Annotated in this window: 15 protein-coding genes, 1 tRNA gene and 1 pseudogene; 10 read left to right on the plus strand and 7 right to left on the minus strand. The window is 60.5% G+C overall.

The genetic code is table 11. The annotated features are described in order from the left end of the window. The first annotated feature begins 6 nt into the window (after nt 1-6). Nucleotides 7-786 (plus strand): cobalamin-binding protein, encoded by a 780-nt coding sequence (locus tag ASC80_RS04525; RefSeq protein WP_056293211.1) that lies wholly within the window; start codon nt 7-9, stop codon nt 784-786. Between the two features lie 202 nt (nt 787-988). Here the strand turns inward: ASC80_RS04525 and ASC80_RS04530 are convergent, their stop codons facing one another. The 3 genes from ASC80_RS04530 to ASC80_RS04540 all read right to left on the minus strand — a co-directional run bounded on the left by ASC80_RS04530 (nt 989) and on the right by ASC80_RS04540 (nt 4,030). Next, entirely contained in the window at nt 989-2,050 is a 1,062-nt protein-coding gene (locus ASC80_RS04530) for a class I SAM-dependent methyltransferase (protein WP_056295605.1), read from the minus strand. A gap of 245 nt (nt 2,051-2,295) precedes the next feature. Beyond that, entirely contained in the window at nt 2,296-2,496 is a 201-nt protein-coding gene (locus ASC80_RS04535) for a hypothetical protein (protein WP_056293214.1), read from the minus strand. 64 nt (nt 2,497-2,560) lie between these two features. Then, nucleotides 2,561-4,030 (minus strand): catalase, encoded by a 1,470-nt coding sequence (locus tag ASC80_RS04540; RefSeq protein WP_056293217.1) that lies wholly within the window; start codon nt 4,028-4,030, stop codon nt 2,561-2,563. Nucleotides 4,031-4,127: 97 nt separating this feature from the next. Here ASC80_RS04540 and ASC80_RS04545 point away from each other — a divergent pair, with 97 nt between their 5' ends. Then, nucleotides 4,128-5,030, plus strand: a complete 903-nt coding sequence (locus ASC80_RS04545) for a hydrogen peroxide-inducible genes activator (RefSeq protein ID WP_056293220.1) — start codon at nt 4,128-4,130, stop codon at nt 5,028-5,030. A gap of 203 nt (nt 5,031-5,233) precedes the next feature. Here the strand turns inward: ASC80_RS04545 and ASC80_RS04550 are convergent. From ASC80_RS04550 to ASC80_RS04565, 4 genes and pseudogenes are all read right to left on the minus strand, one after another. Further along, a pseudogene (locus ASC80_RS04550) lies at nt 5,234-6,120 on the minus strand (NAD(P)/FAD-dependent oxidoreductase). Further along, entirely contained in the window at nt 6,117-6,572 is a 456-nt protein-coding gene (locus ASC80_RS04555) for an Rrf2 family transcriptional regulator (RefSeq protein WP_056293222.1), read from the minus strand. Before ASC80_RS04555 ends, ASC80_RS04550 begins: the two are co-directional and overlap by 4 nt. Nucleotides 6,573-6,727: 155 nt before the next feature. Beyond that, complete coding sequence (locus tag ASC80_RS04560; protein WP_056293223.1) at nt 6,728-6,919, minus strand: hypothetical protein; 192 nt, start codon at nt 6,917-6,919, stop codon at nt 6,728-6,730. 427 nt (nt 6,920-7,346) lie between these two features. Further along, nucleotides 7,347-8,078 (minus strand): LuxR family transcriptional regulator, encoded by a 732-nt coding sequence (locus ASC80_RS04565; protein WP_056293226.1) that lies wholly within the window; start codon nt 8,076-8,078, stop codon nt 7,347-7,349. Between the two features lie 305 nt (nt 8,079-8,383). Here ASC80_RS04565 and ASC80_RS04570 point away from each other — a divergent pair. The 8 genes from ASC80_RS04570 (at nt 8,384) to ASC80_RS04605 (ending at nt 15,993) form a co-directional block, all read left to right on the plus strand. Next, nucleotides 8,384-8,460, plus strand: a tRNA-Arg gene (locus ASC80_RS04570). 303 nt (nt 8,461-8,763) lie between these two features. Beyond that, on the plus strand, nt 8,764-9,834 hold the full coding sequence (locus tag ASC80_RS04575; protein WP_056293227.1) for a carbon-nitrogen hydrolase family protein: 1,071 nt from the start codon (nt 8,764-8,766) through the stop codon (nt 9,832-9,834). A 34-nt stretch (nt 9,835-9,868) separates the two neighbouring features. Then, the gene (locus ASC80_RS04580) at nt 9,869-11,164 is read left to right on the plus strand and encodes an MFS transporter (protein ID WP_056293228.1); all 1,296 of its coding nucleotides are present in this window, start codon (nt 9,869-9,871) and stop codon (nt 11,162-11,164) included. 130 nt (nt 11,165-11,294) lie between these two features. After that, nucleotides 11,295-12,053, plus strand: a complete 759-nt coding sequence (locus tag ASC80_RS04585; RefSeq protein ID WP_056293231.1) for an IclR family transcriptional regulator — start codon at nt 11,295-11,297, stop codon at nt 12,051-12,053. Between the two features lie 590 nt (nt 12,054-12,643). After that, complete coding sequence (locus tag ASC80_RS04590) at nt 12,644-13,504, plus strand: branched-chain amino acid ABC transporter permease (RefSeq protein ID WP_056293234.1); 861 nt, start codon at nt 12,644-12,646, stop codon at nt 13,502-13,504. Beyond that, nucleotides 13,501-14,526: a branched-chain amino acid ABC transporter permease gene (locus ASC80_RS04595; RefSeq protein WP_244487181.1), complete on the plus strand. Its 1,026-nt coding sequence runs from the start codon at nt 13,501-13,503 to the stop codon at nt 14,524-14,526. The genes ASC80_RS04590 and ASC80_RS04595 overlap by 4 nt, the downstream gene beginning before the upstream one ends. Next, nucleotides 14,523-15,302, plus strand: a complete 780-nt coding sequence (locus tag ASC80_RS04600) for an ABC transporter ATP-binding protein (protein WP_056293237.1) — start codon at nt 14,523-14,525, stop codon at nt 15,300-15,302. The genes ASC80_RS04595 and ASC80_RS04600 overlap by 4 nt, the downstream gene beginning before the upstream one ends. Further along, nucleotides 15,295-15,993: an ABC transporter ATP-binding protein gene (locus ASC80_RS04605; RefSeq protein ID WP_056293240.1), complete on the plus strand. Its 699-nt coding sequence runs from the start codon at nt 15,295-15,297 to the stop codon at nt 15,991-15,993. The genes ASC80_RS04600 and ASC80_RS04605 overlap by 8 nt, the downstream gene beginning before the upstream one ends. Nucleotides 15,994-16,003: the final 10 nt, after the last annotated feature.

Genomic DNA, 16,003 nt, shown 5'->3' on the forward strand with positions numbered 1-16,003 from the left:
CAGCCTATGCCCGCTTTTCCGCCGCTCCGCATCGTTTGCCTGACCGAGGAGACCGTCGAGACGCTGTATCTGCTTGGTGAGCAGGACCGCATCGTCGGCGTGTCCGGCTACGCGGTGCGGCCGCCGCAGGTGAGACGCGAAAAGCCGCGTGTGTCGGCATTTATCTCGGCGGACATTCCGAAAATTCTCGCGCTCGAACCCGATCTGGTTCTGACGTTCTCGGACCTGCAGGCTGATATCGTCGCGGGGCTGATCCGGGCAGGGATCGCGGTCCATGCCTTCAATCAACGCGACATCGCCGGAATCCTCGCGATGATCCGCACCGTGGGTGCGCTGGTCGGCGTGCCGGAGAAGGCGGATACGCTTGCGAAGGGCTATGAGGACACGCTGGCGCAGATTGCCGCAAGAGCGAACGGCGCGGCGCGCCCGAGAGTCTATTTCGAGGAATGGGACGATCCGCTGATCAGCGGCATCGGCTGGGTATCCGAACTCATTCGTATCGCCGGTGGTGACGATGTGTTTCCGGAGTTGGGAGCGAGAAAGTCTGCGACCGAACGGATCGTGACGCCCGAGGCAGTGATTGCCGCCGCACCGGACATCATTCTCGCTTCGTGGTGCGGCAAAAAAGTAGTGCCGGACAAAATTCGCTGCCGCGCAGGGTGGGGCGCCATTCCGGCGGTGCGCAACGACCGCATCGTCGAAATCAAGTCGACCATCATCCTGCAACCGGGACCTGCGGCGCTGACCGACGGCCTCGACGCGATTGTCGCGGCGTTGCGGACGTGATCAGGAGCCACGATGTTATTCTATGTTATCACCAGGCATAGCCGTTCAAAGAACGGCGTCGCTTCCGCTCGCCTATGTCCCGGTGATCTCGCTTGGGTGGGCACATGCGCCCCTGATCGGGATGGCCGGAACAAGTCCGGCCATGACAACGGAGAATGCGGGATGGCGCCGTAAAACTATGAGAGGGTCGTCACAGCCTGTTCTAAGGTCTTGCCTCCAGCACCATGTTGAACGGCGTCTCGGCCGCGCGGCGGAAGTGCGAGAACCCCGCATCGAGCGCGACCTTGCGCAGTTTCATCTCTCCGGCCTGCGCGCCGAGCCCGAGCCCGACGTCCTGCGAGAGTGAGGCCGGTGTGCAGATCATGGTCGAAGCGCCGTAGAAAATGCGGCCGACCGGATTGAGATTGTCCTTCAGGCAATCCTTGGCCATCGGCTCGACGATCATCCAGGTGCCGTCTTTCGCCAGCGATTGCTTGACGTGCTTTCCGGCGCCGACCGGATCGCCCATGTCGTGGAGGCAATCGAACATCGCCACCAGATCGTACTTGCGCTCCGGGAAGTCCGACGCCGAGGCACGTTCGAAGGTCACGTGGTCGGCTACGCCGGCTTTCTCCGCGGCTTCCTTGGCGCGTTCGATCGACGGGCCATGATAGTCGAAGCCGGTGAAGTGCGATTTCGGATAGGCCTGTGCCATCAAGATGGTGGAGGCGCCGTGGCCGCAGCCGACGTCGGCGACGTTGGCTCCGCGCTCCAGCTTGTCCTTGACGCCGTCGAGGGCAGGAATCCAGCTCCCAATCAGATTGGCGTTATAGCCGGGGCGGAAGAATCTTTCGGTGCCCCGGAACAGGCAGTTGCTGTGCTCGTGCCAGCCCAATCCTTTGCCGGTGCGGAAGGCGTCCTCGATCTTGGCCTCGTCCATCCACATCGACTGCACGATTTCGAAACCGCCGGCGAAGAACGCCGGGCTGTCCTCATTGGCGAACACCATCGCCTGTTCGGGATTGAGGCTGAACTTCTCGGTCTCATCGTCATATTCGATGAAGCCGGAGGCCGCCTGCGCGGAGAGCCATTCGCGCAAGTAGCGCTCCTTGTAGCCGGTGGCCTTGGCCAGTTCCTCCGGCGTCATGCCGTCGCTGTCGGCCATCGCCTTGTAGAGTCCGAGGTGATCGCCGAGAACGACAAGCGCACCGGTGACACAGGCGCCGACATCGCCGAGCATGCGATTCACGAGTGCATCGAGTTTTTCCGGGTTTGGTTCGCGCATGGCCATGCTCCTTGCGTTGCAAGTTCTTGCCCGAGCCCACGTTGCGGTGTCTGGAAGCTAGGACCGCGCGGCGTATTGTCAACGCGACGCGGCGGCGCGCACGGATCAGTCTTTCGAGGGATGCGGGATTGGCCGGGTTATGCTTTCGCTCGCCCTGTGTCCGAGCGAGGGGCTGTCTTCCTAAGCGAGATGGCCGGGACAAGCCCGGCCATGACAGATTCCTAACTATGCGTGGCTTCTGGCCCTTACGCCGTGCGATAGAGCACGCGGAATCGCGGCGGTGTCGGCTTCACCATGGTCTGCCCGGCCTCGGGCAGAATGGCGATGACCTGTTCGCCGGAAATGCCGCGCTCGGCGAGTGCGGTGTTGAGAGCCTCGATCCTCGCTTCGGTGTAGACCTCGCCGACGACATCGGCGTTGTTCAAAGCGCGTTGCGGTGCAGCCATGATGTCACTCCTGGTGATGGGTTGAAGGCCGGCGGCGCGACTACGCCGCCGGTGATGTGTGCGGTTACTCGGCTGCCTGAGCCGAGGGCAGGTCGGAGGCGGAGAGACCCATCCGGGTCGCGACGCCGATGCCGTAATCGGGGTCGGCACGATAAAAGTGCACCACCTGCCGCTTGACGATCTCCACCGGGACGCCGTCCATCGCCGCGGCGATGTTGTGGAACAATTGCTCTTTCTGGTCGGCGCTCATCAGCCGGAACAGGTCGCCGGGCTGGCGATAGTCGTCATTGCCGTCGCGGTGGTTGTAGCGATCGGCGTTGCCGGAGATCTTCAGTGGCGGTTCGCGGAAGCGCTCGTCCTGCGCCGGGCCGCCGACCGAATTCGGCTCGTAGTAGGCGTCCGGATTTGCGTGGCCGTGCAATTTCATCGCGCCGTCGGCGTGATAGGTGTGCACCGGAGAGCGCGGCTTGTTGACCGGCAACTGCTCGGCGTTGACGCCGACGCGGTAGCGGTGCGCATCCGCGTAGGAGAAGATTCGCGCCTGCAGCATCTTGTCCGGCGAATGGCCGACGCCGGGGACGACGTTGGCGGGAGAGAGCGCCGCCTGTTCGACCTCGGCGAAATAGTTCTCCGGGTTCTTGTTCAGTTCGAGCACGCCGACCTCGATCAGCGGGTAGTCCTTGTGCGGCCACACCTTGGTGAGGTCGAACGGGTTGTACCAGTGCTTGCCGACGTCGGCTTCCGGCATCACCTGAACGTAGAACGTCCATTTCGGGAAGTCGCTTTTCTCGATCGCCTCGTAGAGATCGCGCTGATGGGTTTCGCGGTCGTGCGCGATCTTCTGCGCAGCCTCGCTGTTGGTCCAGTTCTTGATGCCCTGCTGGGACTTGAAATGGAATTTCACCCAGAAGCGCTCGTTCTTGTCGTTGATGAACGAATAGGTGTGCGAGCCGAAGCCGTGGACGTGACGATAGCTCTGCGGCAGGCCGCGATCGGACATCAGGATCGTCACCTGATGCAGGCTTTCCGGCGACAGCGACCAGAAATCCCACATCGCGGTCGGCGAGCGCATGTTGGTGCGCGGGTGCCGCTTCTGGGTATGGATGAAATCGGGGAATTTCAGCGGATCGCGGACGAAGAACACCGGCGTGTTGTTGCCGACGATGTCCCAGTTGCCCTCCGACGTGTAGAAACGCAGCGCCCAGCCGCGCACGTCACGCTCGGCATCGGCCGCGCCGCGTTCGCCGGCGACGGTCGAGAAGCGCAGGAACGCCTCGGTCTTGGTGCCGGGCTTCAGGGCTGCAGCTTTCGAATATTTCGTGATGTCGTGGGTGATGGTCAGCGTGCCGTAAGCCGCGGAGCCCTTGGCATGAACGGTGCGCTCCGGAATCCGCTCGCGATTCTGGTGGGCGAGTTTTTCCAGCAGATGGAAGTCCTGCATCAGCACCGGGCCGAGGGGGCCCGCAGTCAGCGAATTCTGGTTGTCGGCAACCGGGGCACCGGACGCCGTGGTCATGGTCGGTTTTTTGGTCATGAGGCTCTCCTTTGCGGATTTAACGCAACGGTAGGAGGGCTTGTCGATCAGGTCTAATCGTATTAATAGCCATTCTAGATAAGAAAAACTGATCGATATGGTTTCACTCAGGCAGCTCAAATACTTCGATGCCGTCGCCCGGACCTTGCATTTCGGCAGGGCAGCCGAGCTGTGCGCGATCACCCAGCCGGCGCTGTCCATGCAGGTTCAGGAATTCGAAAAGTTTCTCGGCGTGCAGCTTCTGGAACGCGGGCGCAACGGCGTGATGCTGACCGAGGGCGGCAAGGACATCGCGCAGCGCGCGGCGCGGGTGCTGGCCGACGTGCGAGACATTGTCGATGTCGCCCGGCGGCAGGGAGATGTGTTGTCCGGGCCGCTCAGCCTCGGGGTGATCCCCTCGATCGCGCCCTACATCCTTCCGCAGCTTCTGCCGGCGGTGCGGAGCGCGTTTCCCGATCTCGATCTCCATATCCGCGAGACCCAGACCCAGCTCCTGACCCGCGAATTGCTCGACGGCCAACTCGATCTGCTGCTGCTCGCGCTGCCCGTCGAGCATCCCGACATCGAAACCATCCGTCTGTTCGAGGATCGCTTCCTGCTGGCGATGGCAAAATCGCATCGCGTCTCCAACCGCGTGCGCGCGACGCCCGACCTGCTGAAGGGCGACCGTCTGCTGCTGCTGGAGGAGGGGCACTGCATGCGCGATCAGGCGCTGGCGTTCTGCAGCCTGCGGCGGATCGAAAGCATCAACACTTTCGGTGCGTCGTCGCTCTCGACTCTGGTGCAGATGGTGGTGAACGATCTCGGCATGACGCTGTTGCCTGAACTTGCCGTGCCGCTCGAGGCCAGGCGCGGCGAGATTCACCTGATGCGCTTCGCCGATCCCGAGCCCCAGCGCACCATCGGATTGGCGTGGCGGCGCAGTTCGCCGCGCAAGCGCCACTTCGTCGAGCTCGGCAAGATGATCGAGGCGGCGAAGGCGGGATCGTCAAATGCATGATTCTGCAAGCGACCCTCGGAATCGAAATCCGATGCTCTATCGAAGGTCATCTGTTGTCTGAGGTTTGGAATCGTCATGCCCGAGCTCGTCCCGGGCATCCACGTATTCCTTTCAGAGCGGCCAAAACGTGGATGGCCGGAATAAATCCGGCCATGACGCAGTCGCGGAGAGCACTCTCCTTTAATCGGTTTCCGAGGGGATGCTCACAAATCCGCGAACATCAGCGAGCGATGCGTCGCGGCACCGGCCATCGTGCCGTCGCCGACCGCGAGTGCGATATTGCCGGCCATTCGCGCGATATCGCCGCAGGCGAACACGCCGGGTACGGTGGTTTCCTTCATCGCATCGGTTTTCACCACCGGACCCATGGGGCCGTGATCGAAGTCGCAGCCGAGTTGTTCGGCGAGCGGATCGGCGCGGCTGATCCGCGTTATCGTGAACAGACCGTCGAGCGCAACGGCGCGCCCATCACTCAGTTCGACCGTCGCATGATCGCTGATCCGCGCAATCGGCTGGCGCTCCAGCGTGACGCCGCGCTTGCGCAGTTGCGCCATCTGCCCGTCGTCGGGCACGAACGCCTCGTTGAGGAACAGTGTTGTCTCGCCCCAGTCCGGTAACATCAGGGCGTGATGCATCGACAATTCGGACGAGGCGATGACGCCGATGCGGCCGCGCCTCAATTCGTAGCCGTGACAATAGGGGCAGTGGAACACGCTCTTGCCCCAGCGCTCGGCAAGCCCCGGCACGTCCGGCAACTGATCTCCAACGCCGGTGGCGAGAATCAGGCGCTGCGCTTGGTGGCTTTCATTTGCGGCCTCGACGGCAAATCCATCCGCGGTCTTGCGCGACGCGGCGGCGCGGGCGCAAGCCAGGTGACGCTCGGATAGACCAGCAATTGCGCGCGGGCCTCTGCGGTAATCGCACCAGGCGCGCGGCCGTCCTGGCCGAGGAAACCGTGAGAGCTTTCAGCGAAGCGATTGCGCCGCAGGCCTTCGTCGATCACCAGAACGGAGCGGCGGGCGCGGGCGAGCTGCAGTCCTGCGGACAGGCCGGCATAACTGCCGCCCACGATGATGGCGTCATAGGTCATGTGCGTACTCTCGATGTGTGGTTCTTGAATTTTGCGGCGCGGCGGCGATAGTCGTCGGTGAGCGCGGCGAGGGTAACGTCGCCGAGACGGCCGATCAGCAAGGCCTCGGCTTCCTGAAACGCACCGGTCAGCGATTGATTAACGGCCTGTTCGACGAGGCAGGGCGGGCCTTCGAGATGAATGCCGATCGCCAGCAACGCCGGCGAGCCCAGCGCCTCATAGATATCCTTCAGCGTCACCTTGGTGAGATCGCAGGCGATCTCCCAGCCACCGCCATGGCCCTTTTCGGAGCGCACGAAGCCGGCCTTGCGCAGGCCCGCCATGGTGCGGCGAACGACGACCGCGTTGGTGTTCATGCAGGTTGCGAGTTCCGCCGAGGTCATCGGCCGACTCTGGTCTGCCATATGAAGCAAGGCATGGAGTGTCGCTGAAAGTCTGCCGTCGCGTCTCATGTAACTTCATATGATACATAAGAAGGCCTCCGTCAAGTGTGGAGCCGATATGACGGATATGCGGTGGGTTTCAGTTAAGCCGAGAGGAGTGGAGAGGGGGTGACACGCATCGTAGTGACCCCATCAACGACCCGCGTACCGGGCGGTTTTTCTGGTCAGCCGTGCATCGAGAATTGCTGCTGCTCACCGGCAGGCTTGTTCCCGTCCAGCCAGTCCTGCTCTTCGGCGAGCGCAAGCCAGGCCGCTTCCATGCGCTTGAAGCGCCTGAACGAGGCCTCGTCCTTGGCGCTTTCGGCCATCTGCATGCAGTTCACGGCGTTGCGCCGGAACGTGTCCGAATCCTTCACGTCATTACTCCGGCACTCCGGCCTGTTATCGGTTCGCTCAGGAGTGAATCTTGCCCCTCGGTCACGCGTTGCGTCCTTTGGGCGCGGGAGGAGTGGGCTTGTTTCCGGCTTTCGACGGGGTGCTGCGCCGGACGGTGCGGACTTTGCTGATCTGAGAGACTTCCACCGGGCCGCTCTCGACAGCTCTCTCGATCACCACACGCATGGCGACGCGCTGTTCCATGCCGTCATACTTTACTTTGGGAGAGATTCCGGGAGATCTAGCGCCGTTGCCGGGGTGTCGAGGCGTTTCTCCGATCCGCCCGTTGGGCAGACCCTCCATCTTCCCGAACCGGCGATCCCACGACACAACGCAACTCCTTGCTACCCAACGCCGATATCAATCGCGGGCAGGGCAAATCGTTCCGCCCAAAATCGCGTGAGGGTCCTATGGGACGATGATCCGGTTGCGGATCGCAATCGCGACGGCGTGAGTGCGATTGGAGGCGCCGAGTTTCCGGGCCGCCGTCGTGAGATGCTCTTCGACAGTGCGCTGTCCGATATGAAGAATGGCGCCGATCTCGTAAGCCGTCTTGCCCTGTGATGCCCAGGACAGGGTCTCACGCTCGCGCGGAGTCAGCCCGTAACTCGTTGCGGGTTGTGAATCCATAAGCGTGCATATGGCTTCAAAGGCGTAGAGCGACATGATGTGCAGCGCGGGCTTGCTGCGAAGATTGAGATCGATGTTCTGCCCGCCGAGGGAGACGACAGCCTTGAATCCGCCGAGACCGTGGATCGGCGTGATGAAGCCCTTCGACATCCGGAAATCTGTGGCCCGATTCATGACCTCCGCCGCACGGGGTTCTTTGATCCGGTCGTAAGGCGCTTCCGCCCATTCGAAGGGCTGGGTCGTTCGCCGGCAGTGACGGACGACGGGGTCGTCGTGCTCGTAGTCATTTTGCGTGTAAAGATCGAACCATCCGGCAGGCCATCGCTTCGCCATCACCCGGGATGAAAAATCGCCGTTCGGATTGAGGGGCAGCCCGGCGACAATGATCGTTTCAAAACCGAAACGATTGAAGGCGCGCTCCGCGTCATCCATCACGCCGACAACCGTCGTGTGCCTGTTCAGCCCATCGATGAAGTCGAAAGCATCCCGCCCGTAGTCTACGGCCACCACCGTAACAACTCCTCAGCGTCCCGATTCCACCTAGAGTAGGTGAAGATTCTTGCGACAGCGAGCGGTTTTCGCCGATTGGTCAGCACCGGCTTGTCGATAGCGGGAAAATTATCGTCGAAGTGAAAAGACTTTATACGGGTTGATGGGGGTACATGCGTGCGGTCCGTGCCTGATCGTAGCGCCCCCAATCGGTTCGGCACAGGTCGCCGGTCACTGTAACCGTGTGCACGTCCGGGTTGGTTCTGCGGTTTGCAGCCACCTCTGTGGTTGAAAACCATTGTCTTTTCATGGATAACCCGGGGGACGCGCTCCTAGCTCAGCTGGATAGAGCATCGGATTTCGATTCCGAGGGTCGGGAGTTCGAATCTCTCGGAGCGCGCCACTTTCACGCCATTCCGGATAGAGCTTCGAGCCGTCGTGACCATCAATCGGTCCCTTGCTCGCGGGATTCTGTCAAACCCTCGTCGAGATTACGGAACTGGATCGTGATCCTTTCAGGGAGTGGCCAAGGGCGCATCGGGTCCCCTTGTGGCAGGCAAGCTCTGCCCTCGCGCTCCAGAATTGCACTCATCGGAATATGGCGAAAATTACGCCATGCGTAATTCGTTTCGGCATTTGCACATGACTTATGTAGCGGCTTAGCGGAGGCTCCCGGCGTCATCCAGACTGAGAGGATAGGACGTCAATGGATACCCTACCGAAATTCAAGGCCGCCGCCGTTCAGGCGGCTCCCTGCTTTCTAGATCGTGCTGCGAGCGTGGCGAAAGCCTGTCGTCTGATTGCGGAAGCGTCGAGCAATGGCGCCAACCTTGTCGTTTTCCCCGAAGTCTTCATACCGGGCTATCCCTATTGGAACTGGTGCATGACGCCGCTGCAAGGCAGCGAATGGTTCAAGAAGCTGTGCCTGAGTTCGGTCGAGATGGACGGCCCGGAGATCGCTACCCTCTGCGGTGCGGCGCGTGCGGCAGACGCCTATGTCGTTATCGGCATCAACGAGCGAAGCCCGATCAGCACAGCGACGCTGTACAACACCAATATCATGATCTCGCCGCAGGGAAGTGTGATCGGCAAGCACCGCAAGCTCGTACCGACATTTGCCGAAAAGCTGACATGGGCGAGCGGTGACGGCAGCAGCATCCGCGTCTACGACACCGAGCTTGGCCGCGTAGGAATGCTCGCGTGCGGCGAAAACACCAATACTCTCGCGCGTTTTTCGTTGCTGGCACAGGGAGAAATGATTCACATCGCCAACTACATTGGCTTTCCGTTCGTGAAGGATTACGACATGCCGACGGCGATTCAGATTCGCGCCGGTGCACATTCCTTCGAAGGCAAGGTGTTCACCATCGTGTCGTGTTCGGCGATGTCACCGGAGATCGTCGACATGCTGGCGCTCGACGAGCCGATGCGTGCGATGCTGTCAGGAACGCCGGCTGCGTTCTCGGGAATTTACGGTCCGGATGGCCGACTGATCACCGAGCCGCTGATCGACGATGAGGGGATCGTCTACGCCGAACTCGATCTCGACCGTTGTATCGAGCCCAAGCAGTATCATGACATCATCGGCCACTATAACCGCTTCGATATTTTCGAGCTGAGCGTCAACCGTACGCCGCAGTCAGCAGTGCGGCTGCATGGCGATGTAACCGAAACTGAATCCGGCGGGGACACGCCGAACACGAGAAGCGAAAACCTCAATATCGGGCCGCAGGGAAACACGATCGAACGGAAAGTCCACGCCGTGGACAGACGATAGCAACGATGCATGGGTTATGAACGGGGGGACAAACATGTCGACTTATGCTGCGACGCAAGACAATGCGAGTATCCAATCTGTCAAGACGGTTGCCTTTGCAAGCCTGATCGGAACGGCGATCGAATGGTATGATTTTTTCATTTACGGGACGCTGAGTGCCATCGTTTTCAACAAGCTGTTCTTTCCGGCCGGCGACCCGGTGGTATCGGTGATGCTGGCATATGCGACATTCGCCGTCGGTTTCGTTGTGAGGCCGATCGGCGGCATCATTATCGGACATTTCGGTGATCGGATTGGCCGCAAGCCGCTGCTGGTTCTCACGCTGTCATTGATGGGCGTGGCAACCTTTCTGATCGGCTTGTTACCGACGTACGCCCAAATCGGTATTGCCGCGCCGGTGCTGCTGTTGTTGCTCCGCGTTGTTCAAGGTCTCGCGATGGGAGGCGAGTGGGGTGGCGCCGTTCTGATGGCATTCGAGTATTCGGATCGGAATACGCGTGCGCAATACGCCTGTTATCCGCAAATCGGGCTGGCGGTCGGCTTGTGTCTCGCGTCCGGCGTCATCACGTTGTTGTCGCTCGCCATGGACGACGCCGCATTTCTGGCATGGGGCTGGCGCATTGCGTTTCTGCTCAGCGTATTCCTATTGGCGGTCGGCATGTTCATCCGGCTCAGGATTCTTGAAACGCCGGAGTTCCTGCGCGCCAAGGAGGGCATGAAGATCGCCAAGGCGCCCATCCTGGACGTCCTGCGTGACTACAAGCGCGATATTGTGCTTGGTTGGGGCGCTCGCCTGATCGATGGCATCGTGTTCGCCATCTACGCCATCTTCAGTGTCGGCTTTCTGGTTAATGCCGCCAAGATGCCGCGTACGACGGTTCTTACCGCCATCACCGTGGCCGCGCTGGCGCTGGCGGTCACGATTCCGTTCGCATCGATCTGGGCCGACCGGGTGGGCAAGCGTAAGCTTTACATCTGGTTCTCGTTGATCTGCGGAATCGCGGGCTTCCCGATGCTTTGGCTGATGCAGTATTCCGGCAGCAGTTTCTGGGCGTCGGCCGCGATCGTTTTCGCGCTCGGCATCATCTACGCCCCGGTCTACGGGCCGCAGGCGGCGATCTTCTGCGAAATGTTCGATACGCCCGTCCGTTTCACCGGCATTTCCATCATCTACCAGATTGGGGCGATCATTTCGGTTTCGCTCACACCGCTGGTGGCGACCGCCTTGTTCGCATACGGCGGCAACACGCCGTGGCTGATCGCGACATATATGCTGGCGGCCGGCATTGTGAGCGCAATCTGCGTCGGAATGATGCGGAAACCCTACTGACGGCACATTGAAAACAGGGGCCGGCGTCACTGACGCCGGTCCCTGACGTTGTTCGGAGTTGGGTCGCGTTGCGGTTTGCGCTAGGCTGACGGGGTTGCATCGCGTGAAGAAGGCAAACCGAACCCGCCCAATGTCCGATCGCTATTCAGGGGTGAAGTCCGTCGACGTTGCTTGTCGCATCGTCGAGGCGTTTTCGAACGAAGGCCCGCGCCTTGCCCTGAAGGATTTGGCCAAGGCGGTGCGGATGCCGCCGAGCAAGGTCCATCGCTATCTCGACAGCATGGTTCGTGGCGGCTTGATCGAGCAGGATACCGCAACCCGGCACTATACGCTCGGCCGTATCGCATTCGAAATCGGCCTGCGGGCCATCGCGGCCCACGATCCGTTGCAGGCAGCGATCCGGGTGCAGCGCGAGCTGCGCGACGAGATCGATCAGTCGGTTGCACTTTCGGTATGGGGCAACAAGGGCCCAACCATCGTGCACGTCGAGGACAGCAGCCAGCCGGTCATCATGACCATGAAAGTCGGTGCTGTGCTTCCGACCCTGGCGACCGCGACCGGATTGGTGTTCTGTGCACTGATGCCGGCGGTCATCACCCGGCCGCTCATCGACGAAGCTTTTGCCGCGAGTGACCGTGCCGGCTCGATTGTTCGCAATCGTAAGGCTCTCAAGACTGCGCTTGACGAAATCAGGTCCACGCATTTCGCCATCAACCGGGGGCATTTGACCCCCCAGGTCTGTGCAATAGCGATCCCGTTTTTTGGCCGGAAGGACCAGCTCACAGCGGTACTGGCAGTGATTGCGCGGGATGAAGAGATCGACAGGAACAAGAGCCGCATCATCCAGTTCGTCCGCGATCGGTCCGCCAAGATACCCAGGACGATCTGATTGGCGCGTGGATCCGGTTTAACGACACCTTCCGCCGCCTGGATGAGGAGGGTGGCAACCGCGATCAACGTCGCGGACAGGGGAGTCTCACCAAGGCGGATCAGTCGCCGTGCGGGATCACCAAGGCGAAGTTCTGAGCGGGCCTGATATTTACCCGCATCTTATGCGTGCAACGAATTCCGCAAAACCTTTTCGAACTTGGTCCTTAGTCTGCTACCTGCGATATGAAGCCGCACTTTTGTGCGATGCGTCGACAGCGACCGCGATTAGCGGCCGACAATTCTCCCCCAACATTGTCATTGTCGCGCGGTCATCGCTGATTTGGTGCATCGCACTCGTTTAAGACCAAGCAGCGAGACAATTCCGCACAACGTAGTGCAAAAAAATGGATTGCTGGCTGCGCAAACAAGTGGTCGCCTGACTGACTTAGTTGAGGTTGCGTGTTTCAGGTCCGCGCTCCGGGAATGTGGCGGCGAGCGGTTGCGGGATTTGAAGAAGCATTCTCCCTCGCTTGGCGCGGTTACTATTTTTCGGCCGGCGCTCCTGCCGGGAGAGATTGGTTTTCATTCGTGCACGGGTCGCATTCAGCCATGGTCGACACACTGCTGCTGCTATCCCTGAACGGATTGATCTGGGGCCTGATTATCGCGCTCATCGCGCTTGGCCTTTCGGTTATCTTTGGACTGCTGGACATCATCAACATCGCGCACGGCGATTTTTTTATGGTCGGGACCGTGCTGGCCTGGTTCGTGCTGGAGGCGACTGGAAATTTCTGGATCGGATTTCTCCTCGTCCCGCTGATCTGCCTCATTCTCGGCGCGCTGATCCAGCGCATTGTCATTCAGCCGATCCGCGGTGCCGCCGCGTTGTCGATCGTTGCGACGTTCGGTGTGTCGCTGATCCTCCAGGAAGTCGTGCGTATGACGTTCGGTGCGACGCCGCGCCGCATTCTGCCGCCGGTGGAAGGCACCATGCCGTTGTTTGGCATCCAGTACGACATCTACCGGCTCTATGCCGCCGGCTTCTCGATCGCTGCGCTGGCCGCGTTCTTCTTATTCCTGAACTACACCAAAATAGGAACGTGGATGCGCGCGGTGCGGCATGATCGCGAAACGGCGACCGCGATGGGCATCCCTGCAAAGCTTGTCTACGTCATGACGTTTGCCATCGGTTTTGCGCTTGCCGGATTCGGCGGCGTCGTTGCCGCGCCGATTACGACGGTTGATTTCCGCGGCGGCGTCGACCTGCTGCCGGTTTGTTTCATCGCCGTCATCATCGGCGGTCTGGGAAATCTGCCGGGCACTGCCGCGGCGGCCATTCTTCTGGCGTTGATGGAAGGCGTCATTCAGAGCGTCGCCAATCCCACCGTCGCCCGGATTTCGTCGCTGGTGCTGATGAGCGCGGTATTGCTGCTGCGCCCGCAAGGCTTGTTCAAGGGGTTCGCCAAGTGACGCCGTCAACCAATCGCCGCGTCTGGATCGAGCGTGTCGTCATGCTCGTCAGCGCCGTGTTCTTGCTGACGGTGCCATGGACGGTCCCGATGCTGATCAACAGCTTCTGGGTCAGCGTTATTGCCGAGATATTGATATGGTCGCTGTTTGCGGCCAGCACCAACCTTCTGTTCGGCTATGTCGGATTGTTGTCGTTCGGGCAGGCGCTGTTCTTCGGCTTCGGCATGTACGGTGTCGGCATTGGCATCGATCATCTCGGCCTGTCGTTCTGGCCGGCCTTCGGCCTGGGAATCTTTGCTTCGATGGCCATGGCGCTGATCGCGGGCATTTTTGCCGTCCGTCTGACCTGGCATTATTTTGCGATTATTACGGTCGTCTTTTCGCTGATTTTCTATTTCCTTGCGGTGAGCATGAAATGGCTTACCGGCGGCGATGACGGCATCAACTTCGTCCTGCCGCCGACGTTTTCGTTCGGCTCCGCGCAGTGGAGTTTCGCCGATCCGAACTTTCAGTATTTCTTCATTCTCGCGACCGTGGCGATTTGCTTCTACTTGATGCACCTCGTTATCGGCAGTTCGCTCGGCAAGGCATTCATGGCCGTGCGGGAGAACGATGTGAGGGCGTCGCTGGTCGGCCTCAACGTCTATCTGGTGCGTCTGACCGCCTTTGTCATGGCCGGCTTTCTGGCCGGTGTTGCCGGCGCGTTGTTTGCCTTCTTCGGCCGTTACGCCTCGGCGTCCTACATGTTCTACCACGTCTCCGGCGAGGGATTGGTGTGGACCATTGTCGGCGGCGCCGGAACGCTGTTCGGCCCGGTGGTCGGCACGACGCTGTTTATCATTATTCGCGAGGTGGTTTCGACGCACTGGGAGCATCACTCGCTGATCGTGGGTGTGCTGGCGATCCTCGCCGTCATCCTGGCGCCGAAGGGCATCGTCGGGCTTTGGCGCGACGGCCTTGATCGCATCACCGCGCCGCGCATGGATCGTCCTGCTCCGGCCAAATTACGGATCGAGTCATGAGCGAAGCGATCCTTAGAACCGAAAACCTCACCAAGAGATTCGGTGGCTTAATCGCCACGGACAATCTTAGCCTCAATCTGCCCAGCGGCCGCCTGCAGGCGATCATCGGTCCGAACGGCGCCGGCAAGACCACACTTTTCAATCTGATTTCCGGCCTGCTGAAAGCCGATAGTGGTCGCGTCTTCTTTCACGGTCGCGACATTACCGGCTTGCGTCCGCACGAGATCAGCCGGCTTGGCATCAAGCGGACGATGCAGATCAAGAGCGTGTTCAACCAACTGAGTGTCATGGAAAACCTGTGGATCACGCGGCAAGCGACGCGGCGATTTTTGCATCCATTTCGTCCGGCGTCGCGTGACCGGGAGACGCGCGAGCGCGTTGACTACACGCTGGAGCAGGTTGGGATGACCGGACTCGCCCATCGCATTGCGGGAACGCTATCCTACGGCGACGTCGCCATGCTGGAGATCGGCATGGCGTTGATTTCGGATCCACGTCTTTTGCTGCTCGATGAACCGATATGCGGGATGAGCCCGGCGGAGACCGAGCGCGCCGTTGCCAAAATCCGTGAACTTGCGCGCAAGATCGACATCATCATTATCGAACACGACATGGAGGTGGTGTTCGGCATTGCCGATGACATCACCGTTCTGGCGCAAGGCGCCATCCTCATGACCGGCAGCCCCGAAGAAGTTGCGAACAACGAGCGTGTTCGCGAAGCCTATCTTGGTCGACCCGAAGATGAAGACTACATCGAGGAGGCCGAAAATGCTTAGCCTCCAGAATGTTCACGTTCATATCGGTAAGTTGCACATTCTTCAGGGCGTGAATCTTGATATCAAGCCTGGCGAGTCGGCCGCGCTGCTGGGGCGTAACGGCGTCGGAAAAACCACGACGCTCCGCGCGATCATGGGGCTCGCGCCCAAAAGCGGCGGATCGATTGAATTCGACGGCGTCGATCTGGCGCGTCTGGCGCCGCACAAGGTGCCGCGTACGGGAATTGGATACGTCCCGCAGGGCCGCGGCATATTTCCCAATCTCTCGGTGTTTGAGAATCTGTGCATCGGGCTACCCGGCAAGCGCGACCTTGAGCGGGAAGATTACGTCTTCACCTGCTTTCCGCGCCTGAAAGAGCGGCTGAAGCAATCTGGAAACACGCTGTCCGGTGGCGAACAGCAGATGCTGGCCATCGCCCGCTGCCTGATGATGCGCCCAAAACTCATCATTCTCGACGAACCGACGGAAGGCATCATGCCGCTGCTGGTGTCGCAGATTCGTCGCGAAATCTACCGCATCAACCAGGGTGGGGTGTCGATCTTGCTCGTCGAGCAAAACGTTGAAACCGCGCTCAAACTTTGCCCGCGGGTGTTCCTGATGGAGAAGGGCACCGTGGTCTATTCCGGCACGTCGCATGAATTGAAATCGCAGACCTCGATTGTGCATCGCTATCTTGGTTTATCGCGTTAATCCCGGCTTC

It is taken from the genome of Afipia sp. Root123D2, from assembly GCF_001425835.1.
GTDB lineage: Bacteria > Pseudomonadota > Alphaproteobacteria > Rhizobiales > Xanthobacteraceae > Afipia.

Coding starts and splice junctions, on each gene's coding strand:
- ASC80_RS04525 (WP_056293211.1), top strand. CDS start 7: ATGCCCGCTTTTCCGCCGCTCCGCATCGTTTGCCTGACCGAGGAGACC.
- ASC80_RS04530 (WP_056295605.1), bottom strand. CDS start 2,050: ATGCGCGAACCAAACCCGGAAAAACTCGATGCACTCGTGAATCGCATG.
- ASC80_RS04535 (WP_056293214.1), bottom strand. CDS start 2,496: ATGGCTGCACCGCAACGCGCTTTGAACAACGCCGATGTCGTCGGCGAG.
- ASC80_RS04540 (WP_056293217.1), bottom strand. CDS start 4,030: ATGACCAAAAAACCGACCATGACCACGGCGTCCGGTGCCCCGGTTGCC.
- ASC80_RS04545 (WP_056293220.1), top strand. CDS start 4,128: ATGGTTTCACTCAGGCAGCTCAAATACTTCGATGCCGTCGCCCGGACC.
- ASC80_RS04555 (WP_056293222.1), bottom strand. CDS start 6,572: ATGAGACGCGACGGCAGACTTTCAGCGACACTCCATGCCTTGCTTCAT.
- ASC80_RS04575 (WP_056293227.1), top strand. CDS start 8,764: ATGGATACCCTACCGAAATTCAAGGCCGCCGCCGTTCAGGCGGCTCCC.
- ASC80_RS04580 (WP_056293228.1), top strand. CDS start 9,869: ATGTCGACTTATGCTGCGACGCAAGACAATGCGAGTATCCAATCTGTC.
- ASC80_RS04585 (WP_056293231.1), top strand. CDS start 11,295: ATGTCCGATCGCTATTCAGGGGTGAAGTCCGTCGACGTTGCTTGTCGC.
- ASC80_RS04590 (WP_056293234.1), top strand. CDS start 12,644: ATGGTCGACACACTGCTGCTGCTATCCCTGAACGGATTGATCTGGGGC.
- ASC80_RS04600 (WP_056293237.1), top strand. CDS start 14,523: ATGAGCGAAGCGATCCTTAGAACCGAAAACCTCACCAAGAGATTCGGT.
- ASC80_RS04605 (WP_056293240.1), top strand. CDS start 15,295: ATGCTTAGCCTCCAGAATGTTCACGTTCATATCGGTAAGTTGCACATT.